The 23,117-nt window shown below is 60.8% G+C and carries 20 protein-coding genes; 12 read left to right on the top strand and 8 right to left on the bottom strand.

Annotated elements, in window-relative coordinates; genetic code table 11:
- Positions 1 to 13: 13 nt before the first annotated feature.
- From DVR09_RS03830 to DVR09_RS03810, 5 genes are read right to left on the bottom strand one after another with little or no spacing between them, the layout of a single operon-like run.
- Positions 14 to 1,018, bottom strand: coding sequence for a copper resistance protein B (locus DVR09_RS03830; RefSeq protein ID WP_115415759.1), 1,005 nt, complete (start codon positions 1,016 to 1,018; stop codon positions 14 to 16).
- Positions 1,015 to 2,763, bottom strand: coding sequence for a copper resistance system multicopper oxidase (locus DVR09_RS03825; RefSeq protein WP_115415758.1), 1,749 nt, complete (start codon positions 2,761 to 2,763; stop codon positions 1,015 to 1,017). The genes DVR09_RS03830 and DVR09_RS03825 overlap by 4 nt, the downstream gene beginning before the upstream one ends.
- 55 nt (positions 2,764 to 2,818) lie before the next feature.
- Positions 2,819 to 3,376 (bottom strand): RNA polymerase sigma factor, encoded by a 558-nt coding sequence (locus tag DVR09_RS03820; RefSeq protein WP_115415757.1) that lies wholly within the window; start codon positions 3,374 to 3,376, stop codon positions 2,819 to 2,821.
- A gap of 9 nt (positions 3,377 to 3,385) precedes the next feature.
- Positions 3,386 to 3,826 carry a periplasmic heavy metal sensor gene (locus DVR09_RS03815; protein ID WP_255704343.1) on the bottom strand — a complete coding sequence of 147 codons (441 nt, stop codon included), beginning with the start codon at positions 3,824 to 3,826 and terminating at the stop codon, positions 3,386 to 3,388.
- A complete protein-coding gene (locus DVR09_RS03810) occupies positions 3,823 to 4,107 on the bottom strand; it encodes a hypothetical protein (RefSeq protein WP_115415756.1) in 285 nt (94 codons plus the stop codon). Before DVR09_RS03810 ends, DVR09_RS03815 begins: the two co-directional genes overlap by 4 nt.
- Before the next feature lie 111 nt (positions 4,108 to 4,218).
- Here DVR09_RS03810 and DVR09_RS03805 point away from each other — a divergent pair, with 111 nt between their 5' ends.
- The 10 genes from DVR09_RS03805 (at position 4,219) to DVR09_RS03760 (ending at position 14,795) form a co-directional block, all read left to right on the top strand.
- Entirely contained in the window at positions 4,219 to 4,854 is a 636-nt protein-coding gene (locus tag DVR09_RS03805; RefSeq protein WP_115415755.1) for a DUF2231 domain-containing protein, read from the top strand.
- 19 nt (positions 4,855 to 4,873) lie between these two features.
- Positions 4,874 to 5,329 carry a DUF411 domain-containing protein gene (locus tag DVR09_RS03800; RefSeq protein ID WP_234041547.1) on the top strand — a complete coding sequence of 152 codons (456 nt, stop codon included), beginning with the start codon at positions 4,874 to 4,876 and terminating at the stop codon, positions 5,327 to 5,329.
- Between the two features lie 116 nt (positions 5,330 to 5,445).
- A complete protein-coding gene (locus DVR09_RS03795) occupies positions 5,446 to 5,724 on the top strand; it encodes a DUF5676 family membrane protein (protein ID WP_115415754.1) in 279 nt (92 codons plus the stop codon).
- The gene (locus DVR09_RS03790; protein ID WP_115415753.1) at positions 5,721 to 7,931 is read left to right on the top strand and encodes a copper-transporting P-type ATPase; all 2,211 of its coding nucleotides are present in this window, start codon (positions 5,721 to 5,723) and stop codon (positions 7,929 to 7,931) included. Before DVR09_RS03795 ends, DVR09_RS03790 begins: the two co-directional genes overlap by 4 nt.
- Before the next feature lie 69 nt (positions 7,932 to 8,000).
- Positions 8,001 to 9,284, top strand: coding sequence for an APC family permease (locus tag DVR09_RS03785; protein WP_234041599.1), 1,284 nt, complete (start codon positions 8,001 to 8,003; stop codon positions 9,282 to 9,284).
- Positions 9,281 to 9,694: a potassium channel family protein gene (locus DVR09_RS03780; protein WP_234041546.1), complete on the top strand. Its 414-nt coding sequence runs from the start codon at positions 9,281 to 9,283 to the stop codon at positions 9,692 to 9,694. Before DVR09_RS03785 ends, DVR09_RS03780 begins: the two co-directional genes overlap by 4 nt.
- 224 nt (positions 9,695 to 9,918) lie before the next feature.
- Positions 9,919 to 10,773: a metal-dependent hydrolase gene (locus DVR09_RS03775; protein ID WP_115415751.1), complete on the top strand. Its 855-nt coding sequence runs from the start codon at positions 9,919 to 9,921 to the stop codon at positions 10,771 to 10,773.
- A 153-nt stretch (positions 10,774 to 10,926) separates the two neighbouring features.
- Positions 10,927 to 11,349: a DUF2147 domain-containing protein gene (locus tag DVR09_RS03770; RefSeq protein ID WP_115415750.1), complete on the top strand. Its 423-nt coding sequence runs from the start codon at positions 10,927 to 10,929 to the stop codon at positions 11,347 to 11,349.
- A 404-nt stretch (positions 11,350 to 11,753) separates the two neighbouring features.
- A complete protein-coding gene (locus DVR09_RS03765) occupies positions 11,754 to 12,239 on the top strand; it encodes a PraA/PraB family alkane oxidation protein activator (protein WP_115415749.1) in 486 nt (161 codons plus the stop codon).
- Between the two features lie 279 nt (positions 12,240 to 12,518).
- Entirely contained in the window at positions 12,519 to 14,795 is a 2,277-nt protein-coding gene (locus tag DVR09_RS03760) for a porin family protein (protein WP_115415748.1), read from the top strand.
- Here DVR09_RS03760 and DVR09_RS03755 read toward each other — a convergent pair.
- On the bottom strand, positions 14,792 to 15,508 hold the full coding sequence (locus tag DVR09_RS03755; RefSeq protein ID WP_115415747.1) for a TetR/AcrR family transcriptional regulator: 717 nt from the start codon (positions 15,506 to 15,508) through the stop codon (positions 14,792 to 14,794). The genes DVR09_RS03760 and DVR09_RS03755 overlap by 4 nt on opposite strands.
- A 750-nt stretch (positions 15,509 to 16,258) precedes the next feature.
- Here DVR09_RS03755 and DVR09_RS03750 point away from each other — a divergent pair.
- Positions 16,259 to 19,264, top strand: coding sequence for a TonB-dependent receptor (locus tag DVR09_RS03750; RefSeq protein ID WP_115415746.1), 3,006 nt, complete (start codon positions 16,259 to 16,261; stop codon positions 19,262 to 19,264).
- A gap of 616 nt (positions 19,265 to 19,880) precedes the next feature.
- Here DVR09_RS03750 and DVR09_RS03740 read toward each other — a convergent pair.
- Both DVR09_RS03740 and DVR09_RS03735 read right to left on the bottom strand, forming a co-directional pair.
- A complete protein-coding gene (locus tag DVR09_RS03740; RefSeq protein WP_115415744.1) occupies positions 19,881 to 21,251 on the bottom strand; it encodes an ATP-binding protein in 1,371 nt (456 codons plus the stop codon).
- Positions 21,248 to 21,904, bottom strand: coding sequence for a response regulator (locus DVR09_RS03735; protein WP_115415743.1), 657 nt, complete (start codon positions 21,902 to 21,904; stop codon positions 21,248 to 21,250). Before DVR09_RS03735 ends, DVR09_RS03740 begins: the two co-directional genes overlap by 4 nt.
- Before the next feature lie 130 nt (positions 21,905 to 22,034).
- Here DVR09_RS03735 and DVR09_RS03730 point away from each other — a divergent pair, with 130 nt between their 5' ends.
- On the top strand, positions 22,035 to 23,117 hold the full coding sequence (locus DVR09_RS03730) for an efflux RND transporter periplasmic adaptor subunit (protein ID WP_115415742.1): 1,083 nt from the start codon (positions 22,035 to 22,037) through the stop codon (positions 23,115 to 23,117).

The raw sequence follows: 23,117 nt of genomic DNA, 5'->3' as shown, positions 1-23,117 counted from the left end.
GGTGTTCTTCTCCTCAGAACCAGAAACGGATGCCGACAACATAGTTGGTGACGCTGGGATCCTCGCCCGCAAGGCGGGCGAAATCGGCACTGCCGCCCAGCTTCCATTCTTGGTCGACGCCGATATAGGGCGCGAATTCGCGCGCGAATTCGTAGCGGAGGCGCACTCCCAGCTCCACACTGTCGAGGCCCGCGCCCACTCCGAGCTCGGGGATGTCCTGAGCGGCAAGCGAGAGTTCAGCGCGCGGTTGTAGAATCAATCTTTGAGTGATCCTCTGGTCGAGTTCGCCCTCGATACGGGCCGTCAGATCGCCCTTGGTCGACAGGAAGGCCGCCGCATCCACCTCGAATTCATAGGGAACCAGGCCCTGTATGCCGACGGCAAGATGCGTCCGCTCCGGACCGGTGAGGTCCTGCTTCACACCCAGCTGGACATCGAAGAATGGCGCGATTGCGCGGCTGTAAAGCGCCTGCAACTCGGCGCTTTCGATATCCTCGCCAAAGGCGCCCTCGCCTTCCGCCTTGAACCACAATTTGTTCAGATCGCCGCCGTAATAGCCCTGGAGATCGAACAGATAGCCGTCCTCGCCCTGGCGCGCCCGATATTCAAGCCGGTCACCCTGAACCCAGAACACCTTCGGCCCGCGGATTTCACCGATCACTTCGGCGCGCGAGGCGGCCATCACATCCGCGCCGACAAAGGCATCGGCGGCGAAACCGGGATTCTCGAATGCTTCGGGAGGTGGGGCCGTTTCGGGAATAGCCGAATCCATCGCCATAGTGCCGTGCCCCATGGCGGCATGATCCATCGCCGACATCTCGCCGGACTGCGCCGCCGAGTCTTTGGCGCGGTCTTGCGAAGCTGCCTTCTCGACATCCATGGCTGACATGTCATGCGCCGGCTGCTCTTGCGGGGACTGCGGGGCGGGCATCGTATGTGCTGCGTGCGGCTGCTCTTGCGCCATGGCCGAAGTACCAACCGCCAGCGCAGTGCCGAGAAGGAAGAAAGCGCGGATCATTTTGCGCCTCCACCGGCCAGCGGGCGTACTGTCACCACCTGGAACATGCCGTTGTGCATGTGGTAGAACAGATGGCAGTGGAACGCCCAGTCGCCGCGTTCGTCGGCAGTGAGATCGAACTGCGCACTGCTGCCCGGCTGGACCGTCAGCGTGTGCTTTTTCGGCTGGCGGTCCGGAGCTGCGCCATTGACCAGTTCGAAGAAATGACCGTGCAGGTGGATGGGGTGCGCCATCATGGTGTCGTTCACCAGCTTCACCCGAACACGCTCGTTATAGGCAAAGCGGATCGGTTCGGTCACGGCACTGAACTTCTCCCCATCGAAGGACCACATATAGCGGTGCATGTTCCCGGTCAGATGTAGCGTCTTCAGCCGGGTCGGCTGGCGCACTTCGGCATGCGGTTTGTGAGAGACGAGCTGGCTGTAGTCGAGCACACGATGACCGACATCCTCCAGGCCAAGGCCGGGGTAATCCATCCTGTCGACGGGATTTGCCGAGACCATGTCGAGACCGGGGCCGACCTTGACGGTTTCGGGCAGACGCGACGTATCACGCATTGTCATGGCTCCCCCTGCCATCGCGGCCTCGCCGGACATGTCACCGCCCATAGTATCCCCGCCGCCATGAGCGGAATGATCCATGCCGCCCATGCCCATATCGGCCATGGTCAGCAGCGGCGGTTTGCGCAGCGCCGGGACTGGGGCCTTCGCACCCGGACGGCTGGTCAGCATCGCCACCCCCATGCCCGACCGGTCGGTCGATTCGGCTACGATCGCATGGGCGAGCGCCGTCGGCTCGACGATCACGTCATAGGTTTCGGCAACGCCGATCTGGAATTCATCGGTTTCGACCGGCTGGACATTCTGCCCATCGGCCTGGATCACCGTCATCGCCGTGCCCGGTATGCGGACATTGAAATAGGTCATGGCGGAACCATTGATGAAGCGCAGCCGCACCCTCTCGCCGGGCCGGAAGAGATATTCCAGCCCGTCCTCGGGGCCATGCCCGTTGACGAGGAATGTATAGGTCGCGCCGCTGACATCCGAGATATCGGTCGGCATCATCCGCATGCGCGCCCACATGCGCCGATCTTCGCCGGACATATCGTAATCGTCGGTCCAGGTCGTCTGGTTGTAATTGAAATAGCCGTCCGCGACTTTCAGTTTCTTCATGATCTCGTGCGGGCTCATCTCGCTCCAGTCGGAGAGCATGACGACATAGTCGCGGTCGTACTGATGCGGTTCGGGCTCGACCGGGTCGATGATCAATGGCCCGTAATGACCGAGCGGTTCCTGTAGCGTATGTGCGTGCCACCAATATGTGCCCGATTGGCGGATGGGGAATTCGTAACGATAGGTCTCACCGGGTTCGACAGCCGCCATGCTGACGCCGGGCACTCCATCCATCAGGAAAGGGACAAGCAGGCCATGCCAATGGATCGACGTTCCGTGCGTGCTGTTGTTGACGAGGTCGACAACGAGGTTCTGCCCCTCCTTCAGGCGGACAAGCGGGCCTGGAATGGTGCCGTTGACCGCAACGCCCGGGCCTCGGCGCGATCCGGTGGTGAACAGGGTGTCGGCCACCGACATGGTCAGATGCTCGCCCGACAAGACGTCGCTGCCCTTGCGCGCAACGGTGCCCGATACCGCCCCACGCGCCCAGGCGGGCATGGCGGTAAGCAGGCCGGTGGCGGCGACGGCACCTGTACTGGACGACAAAAACGATCGACGGCTGAGCGCGGACATGAAGGCGGTTTCCCTGACTGTTTGACCGCTCTTACGTTTTCGCCGGTTCCACCCCTCAGTTTTGGTCGAACTTTTTTCGCAGAGTCTTGCGGGCACGATAGACCCGGGTTTCCACGGTCTTTTCGCTAACGCCGAGAATATCCGCCGCCTCCCGTTGGCTGCGTTCGTCCACGGCCACGAGGACAAGCGCCTCACGCAGTTTCATGGGCAGCTTGTCGAGCGCTTCGCGCAAATGTGCCAGCTTCTGCCGGTCGATCGCCTGGGCTTCGGGATCGGGAGTATCGTCGGCGATGGATAAATCGTCGATCTGCTCCGGAAAACCGAAAACACCCTTGACCTTACGGCGCCTTAACCGATCGCGGCACTTGTTCAGCACAACCGTGGTCACGAACGGCGTAAACGGACGCTGGGGATCAAGGCGTGCGCGCGCCACCCAAACAGACGCAAGGGCATCCTGAACGCATTCTTCGGCCTGGGCCGAAGCGCCGAGCATCCGATTGGCCATGGCGATCAGCCGCTGGGATTGCGGACGGATGAGCGCGGCAAACGCCTGCCGATCGCCCTCCCGCACGCGCTCGACCAGAACCTTTTCGCTGCCTGGTTCCTGCTTCAACCCGGCTTCTCAAGCGCGCGGGTCGCGCGTTAAAGCGGTTCCGACATGCCTATCGAACAGCTGCTGCTGGGCCGGGTTCAGAAGTTTGCGCATATCGAATACGTGGTTGATGGTCGCCTTTTGCAAGGCCCCCATGCGCGCATGCACCTCGTCGATAGCGGCGGCAACTTCGGGACCGAACTCGTGTTCTTCGTCCATGGCGCGCGCCAATCTTGCATTGGCGGCGCGCAGTGCAAGTTCCAGTTCTTTGTATTCCACGGCATAGGCCGCTTCGAGGGTTTCGAGCTGCTTGCTCTGCTCCGCGGTCAACTCGAGTTCGTCGTGGACGAACTCGTGCAGCGTCGGCTCGTCATTCGCACGGATCCACCGATCTGCCGCCAGCGCCCCGATGCAACCGGCCAGAGCCGCCAGCAATACTGCAATGGCGAGATGCCAGGGCTTTATGCTCATCGCGTTACATGAAGCAGGGCAGAAGGCGTCAGATCACCACCCGATAGAGTGATGGATGGAGCATCGGAGGCGAACGCTGCTGTCTGGGGCACGCCCATGCCCGCGCCCAGCCCGACCACGAAGAGCGCCGCGAACATGCCACTGCGCTGTCTGGCCTCGTGCTTTGCCTGTAACTGTCCGGCTCTCTCCCACACCGCATCGAAAGAGATACTCGCTTGCGATGAAGCGGTGAGCCGGGAAAGGCCTTTCAGGCCCTGGTCGATCTGATCGTAATCGCTCATCGTATTCGGTCTTTCGTGAAAAGGCTCTCCATGCCCTTTATACGCGCGGCACCGAACTGACACTCAACAATTTTTTTGAGGGATGGTTGGTACACCCACGTACTGTTCGACATGAAGCTCGTTCTCTCCGCCCTTCTCGCCGCTCTGCTATTCGCGGGTCCAGCCACCGGCGCGTTCGCTCACGAAGCGCATCAGCAGGATATGTCTGACGCGGAAATGGCAGCAATTATGGCGTCCACGCATGGCGAGGCGGCGGCGTCAATCGAGACGGGTGCAACAACAACCTCCGAGACGCTGGATGGCTCAGCCGTCTCGCAGGCGGTCGAGGACAGGTCCCTCTCCCTCTCCGACGTCCTTGGCCGCCTGCATCCCTTTGCCGCGCATTTCCCGATCGCCTTGCTCCTGACGGCGTTTCTCGCCGAGCTTGTATTGCTGGCCCGCCCAGCTCTCGGACTGGAAACGAGCGTTCGTGTTCTTGTCGCCGGCGGAGCCCTGGGCGCCACCTTTGCTGCTGCGCTCGGCTGGTTTGCCGCAGGCTGGCGCCTGACCGACAGGTCCGAAACGCTCGGCCTGCATCGGTGGAACGGCACGGCGATCGCCATCGTTTCGCTGATTGCCTGGTGGGCGGCATCGCGACCGTCGCGGACGCCCCTGCGCGCTCTTCTCGCACTGCTCGCAGCCGCCATTCTTTACCAGGGCTATCTCGGTGGCGAGATGGTCTTCGGACCAAATCACCTCGGACTATGAACAGAACAAGGATCGAGACATGAAAACGCTCAAGTCCCTCGCGGTCGCAACCACACTGTCGCTCGCAGCCCTGTCGCAGGCGGCGCAGGCTGCCACTTACACCATGTATCGTGATCCGAACTGCGGTTGCTGCCACAAATGGGCCGAGCAGATGGAGGCCAAGCTCAAGGTCGATATAGCGGTGGTCAACCGCGCCGACATGGTGCAGGTCAAAAAGGCTAGAGGCGTACCCGCCGACCTTGCGTCCTGTCACACGATGACAGTGGCCGGTTATGTGATCGAAGGCCATGTCCCGGCCAAGGAGATCCAGCGTTTGCTGAAAGAGAAACCCAGGGGCGTTACGGGCCTGGCCGTGCCGGGAATGCCGCTTGGCTCACCGGGCATGGAAGCGCCGGGCCACGAACAGCACTATCAGCCGTACAAGGTCGTTGCCTTCGGCAAGTCGGGAACCCGCACCTATGCGAGCTATCGCTGACGCGGTGAACCGGAATAGCGGCAAGGAGGCCGATCACGGCCTTCTCGCGAAAGACGCGTCGGCCACCGGCCGGACAAGCAGACACGATACGAAGTCACGCTAGCAAGGGGGCTGACATGGCAATTCAGGAAACAATGGGTAATGCAATATCGCGCTGGGGCTGGACGATCTCCACCTTCCTCGCGATTTCCTACTTGATCTGTATTGGCTTCGGCCTCCTTATGCCGGACGCAATGCGCATGTGGACGGCTTGGGCGCCTCTCCTGCCAGGTTTCGAATGGTTGACCTGGACAGCATTCCTGTCCGGTCTGATCTGTGTCTTTGCCTATGGCTGGTATATCGCCCTGATCGGCGTTCCGCTCTATCGTTTCTTCGCAAAGCGGTATCCGGCATGAGCGATCATTCCGGTTGCCATCAAGGCCACGACACACCTGCATCCACCGACGGGCGTTACGACGAAGTTCCCGTCGGTTACGACGGTCCGGTCTGGACCTGCCCGATGCACCCGGAGGTGCGCCGCACCAGCATGGGCAGTTGCCCGCTATGCGGTATGGGGCTGGAACTGGAATCGGCCGCCATGGCCGTAGACGAGCCGAATCCCGAACTGGTCGACTTCACCCGGCGGTTCTGGATTGGCACGGTTCTGACCATCCCGCTGCTGGTGCTCACCATGGCGCCATATCTCGGCTTTCCCGAAGTGCGGGACATCCTCGGCGAGCGAGGAACGCTGTGGCTTGAATTAGTTCTGGGCACGCCGGTCGTGCTGTGGAGCGGCTGGCCGTTCATGGTACGCGGTTGGAACAGTTTCCTTACGCGCAACCTCAACATGTTCTCGCTCATATCCATGGGCGTTATCGCCGCCTGGCTGTTCAGCGTGGCGGCCGTGATCGCGCCCGGGATATTTCCTGCCGGGTTCCGCAATGCCGAAGGCCATGTCGGCGTCTATTTCGAAGCCGCAGCGGTGATCGTCACGCTGGTTCTGCTGGGTCAGGTGATGGAGCTGCGCGCGCGCGAGGGGACGGGCAAGGCCATTCGTGCCCTGCTCGACCTCGCCGCCAAAACCGCCCGCGTGATCCGCCCTGACGGCACGGAAGAGGAAATCGAGCTGGACCATGTCGCGGTCGGCGACCTGCTGCGCGTGCGCCCGGGCGAGAAAGTGCCGGTCGACGGCACCGTGACGGAAGGCCGTTCCTCGATCGATGAAAGCATGATCAGCGGCGAACCCGTTCCGGTTGAAAAGACCGTTGGCGACGCTGTAACGGGCGCGACGATCAACGGCACGGGCAGCCTGGTAATCGAAGCGCGGCGCGTAGGCGCGGACACGATGCTGGCACAGATCGTCGAGATGGTTGCCGCCGCCCAGCGTTCGCGCGCGCCGATCCAGAAATACGCCGACAAGGTGGCCGGCCTGTTCGTACCCGTAGTGATCGCGATCGCCATACTGGCCTTCATCGCCTGGGCGGCCTGGGGCCCGGCTCCGGCACTGGCCTATGCGCTGGTGGCATCGGTCGCGGTGCTCATCATAGCATGTCCCTGCGCGCTCGGGCTCGCGACACCGATGTCGATCATGACCGCCACCGGGCGCGGCGCCCAAGTGGGTGTGCTGATCAAGAATGCCGAAGCGCTGGAACGGTTCGAGACGATCGACACGCTGATCGTCGACAAGACCGGTACGCTCACCGAGGGCAAACCGCGACTGGTCGGAGTCCTCCCCCAGGCAGGGTTCACCGAGAACGAGGTGCTGGCGCTTGCCGCCTCTCTCGAGCGCGGCTCGGAACATCCGCTCGCCGAGGCCATCGTGCGAGGCGCCGAGGAACGCGACATCGCGACCGAGACCGCCGAGGATTTCGAGGCGGTCACGGGCAAAGGTGTACGCGGCACGGTTGGCGGCAGGGCGGTCGCGCTCGGCAACGCCGCCATGCTCGATCTGATCGGTGTTGAACGCGATGATGGCGCGCAGAAGAAAGCTGGAATGCGCCGCGATGATGGCGAGACTGTCATGTTCGTGAGCATCGACGGCACCCTGGCAGGGCTGGTGGCCGTTGCGGACCCCGTCAAGCAGACGACCCCTGCGGCATTGAAGGACCTGCATGCGCTCGGCCTGCGGATCATCATGGCGACCGGGGACAACGAGCGGACGGCGAATGCGGTGGCGGCGCGTTTGGGGATCGACGAAGTGCGTGCCGACGTGCTGCCCGAGGACAAGGCACGGATTATCCGCGAATTGCAGCAGGCGGGCGCGAAGGTCGCCATGGCCGGTGATGGCGTGAACGACGCGCCCGCCCTGGCTCAGGCCGATGTCGGGATCGCCATGGGCACCGGTGCCGATGTCGCGATCGAAAGCGCGGGGATCACGCTGGTGAAGGGCAATCTCGATGGTATCGTCCGCGCCCGGCGGCTTGCCCGTGCAACGATGCGCAACATCCGGCAGAACCTGTTCTTCGCGCTGGTCTATAATGCCGCAGGCGTGCCGGTCGCAGCAGGGGTGCTTTATCCGTTCTTCGGCATCCTCATCAGCCCGATGTTCGCTGCCTTCGCGATGAGTGCCTCCTCGATCTCGGTGGTACTCAATTCGCTGCGGCTGCGTAGCGCGAAACTCTAGGCGATGGAGCAACACAGCCACACGGACTCTTCCGAGAAGGGCTCGATCAGCCTTGCCGGTGGGGTCGCCATGGGCACGGGCGTCATGATCGGTGCGGGTATATTCGCGCTGACCGGCCAGATCGCGGAACTGGCCGGGCCCCTGTTCCCGCTCTCCTTCGTTGCGGGCGCGATCGTCACATCGCTCGCCGCCTACAGTTATATCAAGATGTCCAACGCCTGGCCTTCCTCGGGTGGCATCGCAATGATCCTGCAGAAGGCCTACGGTCCAGGCACGGTCGCGGCCTCGGCATCGCTGCTGATGGCACTGTCGATGGTCATCAACGAAAGCTTGGTCGCGCGGACCTTCGCCACCTATGCGCTGCGCCCGTTCGAAGCCGATGGCAACGGGCTGCTGGTGTCCGCGCTGGCTTTGGGGCTGATCGGCTTCGCCTATCTGGTCAATGCATCGGGCAACCGTTCGGTCAGCTGGCTGTCGCTGGTGATGTCCGCCGTCAAGGTCGGCGGGATCGTGCTCTTCGCCGTAGCGGCGATGTGGACCAGCGGCTTGGGGGACGGGGCTTTCGCCGGGCCTATCCGGCTGACGAATGGCGAGGCGCTGCTGGCCTCCGTCGCCTTCTCGATTCTCGCCTTCAAGGGCTTCACCACCATTACCAATAGCGGCGGCGAAATCGTCGATCCGCACCGTAATGTCGGCCGCACGATCATGATCTCCATCGCCATTTGCGTGGCAGTCTATCTGCTGGTCGCCTTTGGCGTCGGCGCGAGCCTGACGATCCCCGAAATCGTCGCCGCGCGCGATACGTCGCTGGCCGCAGCCGCTCGTCCCGCACTGGGCGAGCTTGGCTTCTACTTCACGATCGTCATCGCACTGTCCGCGACCATGTCGGGCGTGATCGCCAGTGTCTTTGCCGTCTCCCGCATGCTTACCATGCTGACCGAGATGGAGATGATCCCGCACAGCCATTTCGGCATGAGCGGCGGCATCCGCAGTCATATGCTGGTTTACACGGTTGTCATTGCGGGCACGTTGGCGGTCCTTTTCGACCTGTCGCGCATCGCCTCCCTCGGCGCGATTTTTTATCTGGTGATGGACATGCTGGTACATTGGGGTGTGTGGCGCCACCTGCGCAACGAGATCGATGCCAAAAGCTGGATACTGCTGACCGCACTTGCTGCCGATGCCGTGGTGCTGATCGCGTTCGCATCGATCAAACTGGCGAGCGATCCGATGATCTTGGTTATCGCCGCTGTGCTGATCGGCGCGGTCTTCCTGGCGGAGCGTATCTATCTGAGCCGCAAACCGGAGGCGCGTGCCTCGAACGACGGCGGGCGTGAAGAACCCCTCCGATGACGATGGCGATCGCGCTAGGCCTCGCCATTGCGCTGTTTCTCCTCTCGGTGGCACTTCATCTCGCCAGTCTCGGTGTGGGTCATCGATGGCTGGCACGGCGCAACGATTTCGTAGTCAAGCTGGCCATTTCGCTACTCGTACTCCTATCCCACCTGCTCGTCGTTTCCCTGTTCGCCACCGGATTTGAACTTGGCGTACTGTGGGGGCTCGGCACGTTCGCCGGAACCCAATCGCTCGGCTGGATGGATCATTTCTACTTTTCGCTCGTGACCATGACCACGCTCGGCCTCGGCGACATCTATCCGACCGGCCATCTCCGCATAATCGCCGGTGTCGAGGCGCTGGCGGGCTTCGTGCTCATCAGTTGTTCGGCCCAGATCTTCTGGTCCATGATGCACGAACAGCACTAGCAAGGCGGCTAACCGAGCACATTCTCCGTCAGCAGCTCTCCGCCCTGCCTTGCGGACGCATACTGCAAACGTGAACTGTCCGCGCGGGGACCCCCGCCGCGGATCGAACACAGGTCCCTTCAGGAAGCAGCGTGCATCCCGGCCGGTCGTGCGCTAAATCACATATCGTTGACACCGACACCAAACGTCTTAGATTGACATTGATGTCAAAATGGAGTCGAGCGATGTCTTCTTATTCGAAAAGTCCGGACAATCTCGTAATTCCGGTACGGAACCTTAAATTCCGGCTCGAGCCCGGGCCGTCCGATGCCGAACGCTGGTGGCACGGCGGAGATCCGGTGCCGACCGCGTTCTTCAATGCACTGTCATCCACTTTCCCCGATGGGGAGAGATTTTTCATGGACAGTGTTCGCCGGTTTCAGGGGCTCGCAAGCGAACCCCTGAGATCACAGATCAAGAGTTTCATCGGTCAGGAGGCGGTACACAGCCGCGAACATCTCGAGTTCAACGCATTCGCGGCCAAGGCAGGGTACAACATCGCCGCGCTCGAACGCAGAGCCAAGCGTGCGCTGGCCTCCCATGAAAAGAGGAGCGATGTCCGCAAACTCGCCGCAACCTGTGCGCTCGAGCACTTCACCGCCATTCTCGCCCATGCCCTGCTTTCCGCTGATAGCGCGGATCTTGCGGGAGCGCCCGAGGAAGCGCGACGGCTTTGGAGCTGGCATGCGGTGGAAGAACTCGAGCACAAGGCCGTGGCCTATGACACGTTCCTGCTGGCGACCAAGGGCTGGTCGCGGCCGCGCCGCTATCTGGTCCGCGTCGCGGCCATGATGATTTCAACTTGGGTGGTGATGCGCGTGATCGGCGCGAACATGGCCTCGCTCTATCGCCAGGACGGGATAAACACACCGAAGACCTGGTGGAGAACCCTGAAATACCTATTGGTGGCACCCGGTGCCCTGCGGCGGATTATGGTGCCATATGCCCGATACTATCGCCCCGGCTTTCATCCGTGGGACCACGACGATCGCGACTTGCTCGCCAAGACGCATGCGCGATACGATCTGTCGACGGGGTGATGAGCTATGATCAAGGCAGCCATTGCCCTCAGCGGGTTCTCCCGCCGTCGCACCACATCCGAACGTCAGACTAGCCTCCCAATCTTGGCAGGTAAAACCGTTGCTGCGAGGAATCGTTCGTCCAAAAGGCGGTTTCGCCGAAGGAAAAGCCCAATGAAACAAGCAGTCTTGGCAGTTGCCGTGGCAGCCACACTCGGCACCCCCACATTGGCTCAGGGGGCGAGCATCACTGGGGTATGGAATACCGGCAGTGAGGGCGGAAAAGTGCAGATCTACCGCTGCGGCGACGCCTATTGCGGCAGGATCGTCGACGCGGCGCGACTACGCGCCAATCCAGATCAGCGCGACGAGCGTAATTCCAACCCTCGCCTCCGCGATCGCAAGCTCAAGGGCCTGGTCGTGCTGCGGGACGTAACCGGCGGACCGACTGAATGGTCCGGGGGGCCCGTCTACGATCCGGAAACAGGCGATGGTGCACGTTCGGCGAAGATAACGTTGCTGTCCAATGACAAGCTCAGGATCAAGGGCTGCGTCGCGGTGTTCTGCCGGACCAAGATCTGGACGCGGGCGAAGTAAGCACCTCCGCAGCAGCGAGCTGGTTTCCGCTGGCCGAAATTCGGTCCCAATCGAGCGCTGGCCCGTCGGGGAGGTCGTATGCACGAATAATGGCCACTGCGATGCCTTGGCTTCGTGAGCCACTTCGGACAGGTCCAGCGAACGGCTCTGGATGACCCAAACCCCGACATCGATCCGACTTTTACCCAGCATGGCCCGCACTGATCGAAGCGTCATCGGTAAACGACCGCCGCGCTTCGATCAGCACCTTGCAGGCGATAATCCAACGACAACTGCTTCTCATGGGAGTTACCCAAATAGGTTAAAATGCCATTAACAACCGATATTGACATCATTGTCGACTCGACTACTCTTTACTTGTATCGATTCGCTTCGATGCAAATAAACAATGGAGAGGATGGAATATGTTAAAGAATGTAGGAATTCTGGCTGGTGCAGCGGCGCTTGTTATTGCCCCGGCGGCAATGGCCGATACTTATACACCGGCGAGCACTTCGACCTTCTCCGGACCCGTTACAGTCCAGAAGGACGGAGCAGCGTACGATTGCACGCTGACAGTCAATGTCGACGCCACGGCCGGTTCCAGCGCATCCGCAACCGCCTCAATCGGTGGGAACTTCCCATGCGGCTTCATCGCCGTCAACGGCACAGGCTCGGTTGTTTACGATGGCACTTACCTGACCATTTCCGGTCTGGTGATCGATCCGCCGCTCAGTTCGGGCACGTGCACCGGGCCGATCAAGACTGTCTGGGGTGGCAACTCCGCCTCGCCGCGCAATATCACTCTGAGCGTCCCGCTCTCGAATTCTTCCGCGACCAGCGGTGCCGATTGTAAAATGGCCGGCACTCTGAGCCAGACTGCCGGTTCCCCGCTGAGCATCACCCCGTGAGTTTGGCGTCAGCGCAATAGCTGGCAAGCTCCTCAGCTTTGAAGGGCGCGCGTGGTACGCGCGCCTTTTTTGGTCGGTTTAGGCCAGCATAATTGCCGCGCAAAACGATAAAGGCGTCCCATTACCCCCAAGGCCAACCTCGAGTGGAAGCGATTCCGGCAGTCCTGCCGCGGCCAATCGCCGCGCATCGCCCGATTGCTCGTACGAATAGCTTGGTCCGTCAGTTTGTGCGCCATACCACTCGGCGAAAGCGGTTCCGTGTTTGCCCGGACCGGCCCGATGGCAAGCGACGAAGTACCCGACCAGATCGCAGAACCGAGCGAGGACGATCCTCAAGGCCAGCCGATTATCGTCGAAGGCAAACGTTGGGGCCGTGCGGAAATCGACGCGGAGGCCGAGATCGGGGAGAGCGAGATAGCCTCCTTCGCGGCCACGACGATTGGCGAACTTCTGGAAGCCACCGCCTTTCTGGTGGACGGATCCGGGCAGGTACCCGAAGTGCTCGTCAATGGCAGGCGCATTGCCAATCCTGGCGAACTAGACGACTATCCCAAGGAAGCCTTGGCCCGCATTGCCATTCTACCGAGAAACGCGGCGGCAGCCTATGGCTTTGCGCAAGGGAAGCGTGTCGTAAACCTCGAACTCAAGCGGCGCTTTGCAACCTGGCGTTCGGAAGCGGGCATGGAATCCCCCACGGCCGGCGGCAGGAGGAGCAGGAAGCTCTCGATCGGCCGGTTCGCCATCGATTACGATACGCGGTGGAATATCGGCGCGACCTATTCGCATGACACCGAACTTCTCAAAAGCGAGCGCGCCATTCCCGCGCAGGCGGCAGTTTTGCAGCAGTTCGACAATCTCGACCGGAGCAACGCTTCAATCGATCCGGCCGAATACGAAGCCTTGTTGCCGCGAGCGCACTCCGCCGGGGTCAATACAAGCGCCACCCATCCCTTCGGCGCCTTCAGCGGAACGCTGAACATTGCGGCAAATCGTAGCCAGAGCATACAGAAGATTGGCCTGCCTCCGGACACCGTTTCGCGGCCTTTACGGCGCCATCTCACGGCCTTGGAAAGTCGCCAGACGTCGGAAAGCCTTGCCGCAGGTCTCGCGATCTCCGGCCCCGTTGCGGGATGGCAGTCCAATCTCAGGCTGCGCTACAGCGTGGATTGGGCAACCACAGACAGGGAAAGCGGCTATTGCACCGATGGGCCGGAACAGGTCGTCGAAGATGGCTACACTCGAACGGCCGGTGATGGTGGTCTGCTCTCACAAACGAACCGCCTGCGTTCGAAATCAGAAGCCTACACCCTCTCTCTGACCACAGGTAACTCCATCGCCTCTCTTCCAGCCGGCCTTGCCCGCGCGAGCCTGTCCTTGAACGCGGGCCATCGGCGCGTGAAATTCACCGACTTCGCCCCTTCCACCGGCGGTTCTTATAGCAGCGTGACGCATAGTGAGCGGCTGGACGGCCTGGTCTCGTTTTCGCTCCCCCTGACTGGCGCGGGAACAGAGCCGTTCGCCGCGCTTGGAAAGGTCGATGCGAGCGCGACGGGGGCTTTCCGCAAGGTTAGCGGTGCGCCGACGAACTACCGGATCGGCGGTGCGATCGACTGGTCACCCGTGAAGTCGGTGAACCTTCGCGTCGCCTATTCGCATGAGAATACCGAACCCACATACGATCAACTCTACGCTCCGAGGGTCGAGATATTGAAGCGGGTGTTCGATTTCACGCGTGGAGAGTATGTCCAGCCCCTTTTCCGCCTGGGCGGCAATGACGCGCTTGTTGGGGGGAGCCTCGAGAGTTTCACGGCCGACCTGCGCGCCACGCCTTTCGACGGGCACCTTCTTTCCGTCGATCTTGGATACCGCCACGCCAGGGCGCAAGGCGGGATCGCTTCTCTGCCGGCGTTGACGCCCGAAGTCGAGGCCGCCTTCCCCGAACGGGTGTTTCGGAACGCGCGCGGCGAGCTGATCGCAATCGATGCCAGGGCCATCAATATCGGTTCGGACGTGACCAAGCGTCTCACTAGCGGGCTGTCGTTGCGCTGGAGCCAGCCGCGAAATTCGCATCAGGAAGCCGGAAAGGTTGGCGGTGCGTTCACGCCATGGACGATCACGGGATCGCTAACCCATCGGTGGGAGTTGAAGAGCGAAACGGCAATCCGAAGGGGTCTGAGCGTCATCGATCGACTCGATGCGAATGGCCAGGCGCGCCACAGTATTGCCTTTCATCTCAATGTCGGGCGCAAGGGGCTGGGCGCGAATTTCGGCGGCACCTGGACCGGAGCTGCGAGGGTCGCGCGCGACGGAGCGGTCGCCTATCGCTACCCGCCCGCGTCTACCTTCAATTTGGGCGGTTTTGTCGAACTCGGGATGTTAATTCGCGGTGCCAAAACCAGGGACTGGGTAGATGCACTAAAGCTGTCCCTCGACGTCCGGAACCTTTTCGACAGCAGGAGATGGGTGGAATCGCCGAACAGGATGGAAGGGTTTTCGCGCTACGAACTCGATCCGCTCGGTCGGACGATCCGGATTGCCGTTACCGCGCAGTTCTAGGCCGCTTCGTCCGGTTTGGCGCCCCCCCCATGGAACGGCATGGTGATCAGCAGGGGCAGCATATTGGACGTCAGCCTGCGCATTTCGTCGTCCTCCATGTCGAGCATCTCGCGTAGATGCGGCCCGATGACCGCATCCCCGAAGGCCGAAATGGCGATTGTCAGTACGGCCCCCTTGACCCGTTCTTCGGCATGGGGGCCGGAGATCTTTTCAGCAAAGGCACCGACGAGCGACCGGACAGCATCGCGAATCGGTTCGAGATGTTCGAAATCCCTCGCCAGCACTATCCAGGCGGCAAGTTGGCCGGCGCCCCCGGAATCGAACGCATCGAACACCTGCTCGACGACCGTCCGCGGTGCATCGGGGTCTTCCCGAAATTGCTCGACCGCACTCTCGAGCGCCTCGGCGAGATCGTCCACCATCTTGCCCATGAGCGAAGCCTGCAGCCCCGCGGCAGAACCGAAGTGATGGATGATATTGCCATGCGACATACCAACCCGTTTCCCGATGTTGGACACCGTCACCGCGCCAGGCCCGCCTTCCAGCAACAGCGACCGGGCGGCCATGATGCTTTCTTCGCGCGCTTCCTCCGCGCTGCGTTTGCGCCGGGGGGCCTTCTTGCCTGTCGCGCTCGATTTGGCATACTTGCCTCGCGCTACGACAGGTATGGCGGTTCCCTTGCCCACACCGCCTAGCCTTTCCGTTTTTTTCATCTTGGCATCATACGCCGATATCCGGCTCTGACAAATCGATCTGCCACCCTTCTTGTCGATTGTGCTCTGATGGGACGGTTATGTTATACAATGCAAATCGTCCTGCGCTGCCAGCGCTGGTCGAGCGCCCGCTGCGCGGTGTAATTCTTCTAAATAATCAAGGACGAAGGTCTATAGTATCGTATACTACAACCTCCCCATGATACACGATCTGGCATGGACTTAGCGAATGACTCGCGACGATATTCGGAGCAGCCCTTGGTTTGTCGGACCATGCGTTTTGGTAGACGCATACAGCTCCATACCAATCATGTAATCGGCCAAATAACATATCTCATTCTGCTATCTGATACATCATATCATAGGCATTACAAAATATTTATAACCCAGCAATTTGCGTGCTGTCACAGAACATTTTGGTACCTCTTCGCGCTTCAAATACTTCATGAATAACAAGGCCGAAGCTGCGCCAAGAAGGCCAGCGGGCGATAGATGATATTGCCGCAAACATTCCTCGAAAATGGGTCACTGACATGAGTGCCAATGTCAAACCTTATTGACATGAGTGTCAGCATTGATAGCTTTCGGCCCGTCATGTCGGGATGCGATCTGGGCTTTCTTTGCTGAGAGGCAATGGGAATCGCCGATCACGAGCCTCCTGGGCACGGCGAGAGAATTACGCCTTTTGCCTGCGTACGCGCCACTCGAAGGGCCGGCGAGGTAATCCGGGCGAGGACATGGGGAGAGGATATGAAGGGAAGTTTTTTCGCTCGCGCAGCATGCACGACGAGCATTGTCGCGATCACTGCACTTTCAGCGGTACCAAGCTACGGTCAGGAATCCGATCAACCAGCCGCATCGGCGGCTACGGGCGAAACCGCGGAGTCAGTGCCCGGTGGGAACGTGATTATCGTTACCGCGCAAAAGCGCGAGGAATCCATCATGGATGTCCCGATCGCGATATCGGCCATATCGGCCGAAGCGCTCAACAATCAGAAGATCGAAGGCGGTTCGGAGCTTCTCAGGGCGGTGCCGAACGTCAACTTTTCGAAATCCAATTTCAGCATGTACAATTTCTCGATCCGCGGTGTCGGGACAAAATCGATCTCGGCGGCGTCGGATCCGGCCGTTGCGGTCAGCTTCAACAATACACCGCTAATCCGTAACCGCCTGTTCGAATCCGAGTTCTTCGACATGGCCCGGATCGAAGTGTTGCGCGGCCCCCAGGGCACGCTCTACGGGCGCAATGCAACCGCAGGGGTGGTCAATCTCATCCCCGCCATGCCGACCCCGGACTTCGCCGGGGAGATAAGGGCGGAAGTCGGCAGCTTCGGGACCACCCGCGCAAGCGGCATGCTCAACATCCCCTTGAGCAACACGCTGGCAGCACGCGTAGCCGGGGCCTGGACGAAGCGCGACGGGTACGACTTCAACACCTTTACCGGGAAGAAGGTGAATGGCCGTGACCTGTGGTCCACCCGAGCCATCCTCGAATGGGAGCCGAGCGACCGCTTCAACGCCAATCTGGTCTGGCAGCATTTCGAGGAAGACGACAACAGGTCTCGTACAGGCAAGAATCTGTGCACCCGCGATCCCGGGAAAACCATGATCGGGGATACTCCGGTTCCCGTATCGCAGTTCGAGCCTGTGCCCCTGTCTTCGAAATTCAGCCAGGGCTGCCTTCCCGGCTCTCTGTACAGCGACGATGCCTATGGAGCCCCCAATGCCGAAGCCCTGGCCTTCATCGCGGCGGGCCGGATCGTCTTGAACATGGGCAGGGACCCCGACAAGGGTAACTTGGTTCCAGCATTTTTGCCAGGCGACCCCTTCGCCGATGTGGTCCAATCGCGCGACCTCCGCGAGATCGCAACCAGCTACGATCCCGTCTTCCGCGCCAAGAACGACGTGGTCCAGCTCAACCTCGATTTCGGAGTATCGGATGATTTGCGGTTGGTTTCGCAAACGGCCTACGCACGAGACAGGTATTATTCGTCGCAGGATTACAACCGTTTCGTATCTGGTCCCATTTTTAGCGATACTACGGACCTTGTTGGGCCATTCTTCGGGCTACCGATAAACCAGGAATTCGCCGCGCCCGGGGGCATATTCGTTGACCCGCAGCTCGGGGCATCGAACCGGCTCCTGGCCATCGACATAAGCCGATCGCGCAATCGCCAGTGGTCGCAAGAATTCCGCCTTCAATCCGACTACGATGGAGCATTCAACTTCAATATCGGCACGAATTATCTGAATTTCAAAACTCAGGACGACTATTTCGTCCTGAACAACGCATTCACTTACTTGGCCTACAATCTTTACAACCGTAGAGGCACTCCGGCCGACTATATCGACTGCCAGCCAAGCACGACGGAGTATGACTGCGTCTATGTCGATCCCAATCCGCTCGGCAGCCTGGACGAGATGGGGCACAATTATTTCCTCAGCCGGAATCTGGTCGAAACCGAATCCTGGGCCGTGTTCGCGGAAGGTTACTGGAAAATTGCCGATACGGTGAATATCACCGCCGGTATCCGTTGGACCAAGGACAAAAAGACCACCACTCCTGTTCCAAGCCAGCTACTGCTGGGCGCAGGCACGAACGGGACGAGCGGCGGGTCGATCGCAGGTGGTTATCCCCAAGGCGATCCGGTGGTACAAAAATGGTCGGAGCCCACCGGCAGGATTGTCGTAGACTGGCGGCCGAACCTCGATTTTTCCGACGATACTTTGATCTACGCATCGGTTTCGCGTGGCTATAAGGGCGGCGGCACCAATCCGCCGCGTCCCGACATCGATCCCTTTGTCGTTCAGTTCCAGCCCCTGCCCGCCACGTTCGAACCAGAATATCTGACGGCTTTCGAAATCGGCACGAAAAACAGCTTCGATGGCGGCCGTCTGATCTTGAACGCGACGGGATTCTATTACGATTATCAGGGCTATCAGATATCCAAGATCGTTGATCGCATTTCCTTGAATGAGAATTTCGACGCGACGGTCTGGGGTCTCGAATTCGAGGCTGCCTGGCGGCCCTCCCGCGCCTTTCGCCTCGATACCAATCTGGGTTATCTCAAAACGCGGCTGAAAGAAGGCGCGCAGTCGATAGATGTCATGAACCGTACCCAGGGGAACGAGGATTGGGTTCTGATCCGCCCATGGCTGCAGGTCCCGTCGAACTGCATCGCGCCGCGGGACATCGTCGAACAGGTTTTGGCCAATCCCCTTACTTCATTCGGCCTAGGTTTTCCCGCGCTCAGCGCATTGTGTGGTGGAACGGCCGAACTCGGCACCTTTACTCCGGAAATCGACGGTCTCCCGCTCTACCAGTTCTATGGCTTCGAATATAATCCGCTTACCGACGCTCCCAACGGAGGAAGGGGCTTCTATGCCGATCTCGAAGGCAACGAACTGCCCAATGCCCCCAGATTGACGTTCAATATCGGTGCGCAATACACATTCTTCATCGACGAGGGCGATTGGGAACTCACATTTCGCGGCGATTATTACCGTCAATCGAAGAGCTTCGCCCGGGTCTACAATACCGAATACGACCGCTTGAAGGCGTGGGACAATGCGAACCTGGCAATCACGCTGGAGCGACCGGCATCCCAGATCGCTTTCCAGTTCTATGTGAAGAACCTGTTCAACGATACTCCGATCACGGATTTCTTCACGAACAGCGACGATTCCGGGCTGACCACGAATGTGTTCACACTCGATCCGCGCATATTCGGCTTCAATGTGACCAAGCGCTTCTGACACGAGAATCGGAGACAATGCTTCGCGCAATGGGTGCCCCCTATGGGGAGCGAAGCCCATCGGGTTGATGCTCGTTGGCATGGCGCGACAAAGTCTGCCTAATTGACGAGGGAAGCGGTGCGGAAGAGGCAAGAATACACTTTTCCGCACCGCTTTGCTCCAAACGCCGTCTCAGCGAGAGCCCGGCCCTACCAGGATCGCCAGATCCAAATCCAGCCAATGATCCATCAGCGCGAACAATGCTGGCGATCGATCAATCGCGGATTTCGCTTCGGCATGCCCATCTTGCACCGAACTATCCATTCCCGGTCGGTTTGCTCGGGTTCCGGTTTTGTCGTTTCGGTCGTACCTCGGCGCACTTCGAGGAGAATTGCCAATCGTATCGTGGTCTCGGCCTCCCCGACCGGGTAGGTCCGGGTCTTGCCAACTCCGTCCATCTTCGCCGGAATATTCTCAAGAAGCGCCCGATACGCTGCCATGTTGCAGAGCAGGCCTGTCGGATGCACCGGCTGGCAAGCGTCTCTCGGGAGCAGGCATTAATCGCGGGATGCGGATGACCATTCGCTTCCGCGTCATCGGCGGCGCCGCGACCATCCGTCCCGGGCGGTTCGCCATATCAACTGGACTCAGGCCGGTCCGTGGGACGGTAGACTATCGTGGCGACCAGGCCGGTTACCGCGTTTTCGAGATACAGTCCCACGCCTATCGCCTCGGCGATTTCGTGGGCAATCGCCAAGCCTAGACCAGCGCCGGGCTTGCTCGTGTCGAAGCGTGATCCCAGAGCAAACGCTTTGTCCATATTCTCGGGCTCGATGCCCGGGCCATCGTCGCTAATCCTCGCCACAACAGCGCCGTCCTCGTCGTTGTCGAACACCAGCCGGACTTCGTGACGCGCCCATTTGCCGGCATTGTCCAGAAGAATGGAGAGCAACTCCGCATAGTCTACCGCGTCTACCGGAATGGTCAGTCGGTTGCATTCGGCCGCGTTCATGGCGAAGGATTTGGTCGGGTGCAGGCGTTTCATGGCGCGCAAAATAGGCTCTGCAACATCGGGGACGCGGGTCGGACGCGCAGCATGGGGCTGACCCGAAGACGATCGCGCCCGGGCAAGCTGATAGGCGATCTGCTGCTCCATCGCGCTGCATTGTTCCAGAAGGACCTGGGCCGCTTGCGAACATTCCGGGTTGCCGGCGAGGCGCTCTGCTTCGTCTGTGATGATGGTCAGTGGAGTGCGCAGCGAATGCGCGAGGTTGCCCGCCTGGACACGCGCCCGGGCAATCATGTTCGCGTTTTGCCGAATATATGCATTGAGATCGCCAACAAGCGGTGCGATCTCAGCCGGGTAGTCTCCCTCGAGCTTTTCCGCCTCACCCTGCCGCAAGCGGGCAATAGCTCGTGCAAGCCGATCGAGGGGGTGCAGGCCGAAGCCGATTATCGCAAGGCCAGTTGCGAGCAAGAGACTGCCGAGCCCCGCAAGCCATAAGGTGAGGTGCCCCGTGAAGCCATCGATAAGCCGGTCGAGTTCGCTCTGATCGGTCGCGATGACATAATGGATCATCCGACCGGACGGATCTTTCTCGACGAGGCCGTAAGTGATCGTCGGCCCGGTCGGGCCATTGTCAAGCGTGTGCAGGATTTTGGAAGAGTGGGCTATACGTTCGTCGAGAGTGCCTTTCGTCATCGACCTGGATCGCAGGGGCTTCCGGCCGTCGACAGTGATCTGCCAGTAGAAGCCGGACAGTGGCTCCTCATATCGCGGGTCTGAAAGGGGGCGGCTCAATCGGATTGCGCCTCGGCCATCCAACACGGCCAGCCTGGCAAGTTCACGCACATGGACTTCGAGTTCTTCGTGATAGGACTTTTCGACGTGGGCAGTGAAAATTCCGACAGCCGAAAACCAGATCGCGCCAATCCCCAGCGCCACCCAGACTGAGATTGCGAGCAGGAAGCGCAGGCGGAGGCTGCCGGGGACGAGCCGTTCTTTCATTTTTCGAACCTATAGCCCATGCCCCTGAGAGTGACGATTCGATCACGACCGATCTTGCGCCGCAGGCGGCCGATCAGGACCTCAACCGTGTTCGGTTCCCGTTCGTGCCCGAGTTCATAGAGATCGTCGAGGATCGTGCTTTGCGACATCACCTGCCCCGCTCGGCGCATGAACAGGTGCAACAGCTTGAATTCCTGCTTGCTCAAGGACAAGGGCTTGCCAGCCTGCTCGACCAGACGCGTCAGCGGGTCGAGAGCGAGATCGCCTATTTCGATAAGGGTGCTGCGTTTACCCTGCTGGCGCCGGAACAAAGCGTTGAGCCGAGCGAGCAATTCTTCGAGCCGGACCGGCTTTACAACGAAATCATCTGCTCCCGCATTCAGGCCTTCGACCTTGTCCTGCCAACTTCCCCGTGCCGTGAGAATCAGGACCGGCGTATCGATCCGCAGATCGCGCCAATGCCTGAGGAGTTCGATCCCGTCTCCATCAGGCAACCCCAGATCGAGGATCACCGCAGCCATCTGGTCGACATCGGGCCAGTCCTCCGCCTCGCTCCTGCTTCGCGCAACCTCCACCGCGAAATCGGCGCCGCGCAGACGTTCGCCCAGGCGCCGACCGAGTTCGGGATCGTCTTCGACAAGGAGCAGGCGCATCGAACAAGCCTCGTAGTGGCGCGCTGGGTAGTGGCGTGTTGGCGGAAAGCCATCGAGTATGGTTCTTGAAACTGACAACAAGCTGCCAGACTGACAAGTTGCTGTCAGCTTGGTGCGTCATTTTCGGGGAATGATTGCTCGATCTCTCGTTACTCTCGGGTTCGCTACCAGCCTGCTCGGGCTGTCCGCATGCACGGACCCTGCTCCGCCGGACGCAGCAGATACGGCCGGGGCCGATCCGCTATCGGGTCTCGCGATCGAAACGGCTTTGGCTCAGGAGGTGACCCACGTGCCGATCGGTAGCGTGCCCGGGACCGTCACTTTCCCGCCCGACGCGCGCGTTGCCGTAACGGTGCCGTTCCCCGGCGCCGCGGTGCGGGTCTATGTGATCGAAGGCCAGGCGGTGCGCCGTGGCCAGCCCTTGGCACTCGTGCGTGCCGCGGAACCTGTCCAGATTCGCGGTCAACTGGCAAGGGCGCAATCCGCGCTTGGGCTCGCCGAGGCACGCGCACATCGACTGACGCAATTGGCGGATGAGGGGATCATAGCGTCGGCCCGTGCCGACGAGGCGAATGCGGAGCTGGCGCAGGCTCGCGCCAGCCTCGCCGAACAGCGCCGACTGGCATCCCTGGCGGGCGTCGGCCCGGATGGCACCATGACGCTAAGTGCGCCGATTTCGGGCCGTGTCGCGCATGTCGGCGCGGTCACAGGTGGCCCGGTGAACGGCATGGAGGCCCCTTTCGTGATCGAGGCCGAAGGTGCTTATCAGGTCGAATTGCAATTGCCCGAACGGCTGGCGAGAAAGGTCCGCCCAGCCATGCCGATCGAGATCGCGCTGTCCACCGATGGCGGCGGATCAGTGCCCGTCGGTGGCCGAATTCTCGCGGTTTCGCCCTCGATCGACCCGGCCACCCGGTCGGTACTGGCCCGCGCGAGCATGGGCAGCGCCCCGGGGATCGTCGCCGGTCGCAATGTCAGCGTGACGATCATAGGAAAGGCGTCACCGTCCGGCATTGCCGTACCCGCCAACGCTGTGACGAAGATCGGCGGAGGAACCCATGTCTTCGTGCGCGACGAAGGGAGCTACGAGGCGCGTAAGGTCACGGTGGTCGGAACGACCGACCAGCAGGCTATCATCTCCGAAGGCCTGACGGCGGGCGAAGTCGTCGCCGCGAGCAGCGTAGCGGAACTCAAAGCCATGAGCGCGGAGTAA

The organism is Erythrobacter aureus, assembly GCF_003355455.1.
In the GTDB taxonomy this organism is placed as follows: Bacteria; Pseudomonadota; Alphaproteobacteria; order Sphingomonadales; family Sphingomonadaceae; genus Qipengyuania; species Qipengyuania aurea.
The sequence above is the reverse complement of the archived record's forward strand: the minus strand, read 5'-3'. Positions and strand labels throughout refer to the sequence as shown.

Bases quoted from the DNA above. Each gene is read 5' to 3' on its own strand.
- DVR09_RS03830 (WP_115415759.1), bottom strand. From the start codon at position 1,018: ATGATCCGCGCTTTCTTCCTTCTCGGCACTGCGCTGGCGGTTGGTACT.
- DVR09_RS03825 (WP_115415758.1), bottom strand. From the start codon at position 2,763: ATGTCCGCGCTCAGCCGTCGATCGTTTTTGTCGTCCAGTACAGGTGCC.
- DVR09_RS03815 (WP_255704343.1), bottom strand. From the start codon at position 3,826: ATGAGCATAAAGCCCTGGCATCTCGCCATTGCAGTATTGCTGGCGGCT.
- DVR09_RS03810 (WP_115415756.1), bottom strand. From the start codon at position 4,107: ATGAGCGATTACGATCAGATCGACCAGGGCCTGAAAGGCCTTTCCCGG.
- DVR09_RS03805 (WP_115415755.1), top strand. From the start codon at position 4,219: ATGAAGCTCGTTCTCTCCGCCCTTCTCGCCGCTCTGCTATTCGCGGGT.
- DVR09_RS03800 (WP_234041547.1), top strand. From the start codon at position 4,874: ATGAAAACGCTCAAGTCCCTCGCGGTCGCAACCACACTGTCGCTCGCA.
- DVR09_RS03795 (WP_115415754.1), top strand. From the start codon at position 5,446: ATGGCAATTCAGGAAACAATGGGTAATGCAATATCGCGCTGGGGCTGG.
- DVR09_RS03790 (WP_115415753.1), top strand. From the start codon at position 5,721: ATGAGCGATCATTCCGGTTGCCATCAAGGCCACGACACACCTGCATCC.
- DVR09_RS03785 (WP_234041599.1), top strand. From the start codon at position 8,001: ATGGGCACGGGCGTCATGATCGGTGCGGGTATATTCGCGCTGACCGGC.
- DVR09_RS03780 (WP_234041546.1), top strand. From the start codon at position 9,281: ATGACGATGGCGATCGCGCTAGGCCTCGCCATTGCGCTGTTTCTCCTC.
- DVR09_RS03775 (WP_115415751.1), top strand. From the start codon at position 9,919: ATGTCTTCTTATTCGAAAAGTCCGGACAATCTCGTAATTCCGGTACGG.
- DVR09_RS03770 (WP_115415750.1), top strand. From the start codon at position 10,927: ATGAAACAAGCAGTCTTGGCAGTTGCCGTGGCAGCCACACTCGGCACC.
- DVR09_RS03765 (WP_115415749.1), top strand. From the start codon at position 11,754: ATGTTAAAGAATGTAGGAATTCTGGCTGGTGCAGCGGCGCTTGTTATT.
- DVR09_RS03760 (WP_115415748.1), top strand. From the start codon at position 12,519: ATGGCAAGCGACGAAGTACCCGACCAGATCGCAGAACCGAGCGAGGAC.
- DVR09_RS03755 (WP_115415747.1), bottom strand. From the start codon at position 15,508: ATGAAAAAAACGGAAAGGCTAGGCGGTGTGGGCAAGGGAACCGCCATA.
- DVR09_RS03750 (WP_115415746.1), top strand. From the start codon at position 16,259: ATGAAGGGAAGTTTTTTCGCTCGCGCAGCATGCACGACGAGCATTGTC.
- DVR09_RS03740 (WP_115415744.1), bottom strand. From the start codon at position 21,251: ATGAAAGAACGGCTCGTCCCCGGCAGCCTCCGCCTGCGCTTCCTGCTC.
- DVR09_RS03735 (WP_115415743.1), bottom strand. From the start codon at position 21,904: ATGCGCCTGCTCCTTGTCGAAGACGATCCCGAACTCGGTCGGCGCCTG.
- DVR09_RS03730 (WP_115415742.1), top strand. From the start codon at position 22,035: ATGATTGCTCGATCTCTCGTTACTCTCGGGTTCGCTACCAGCCTGCTC.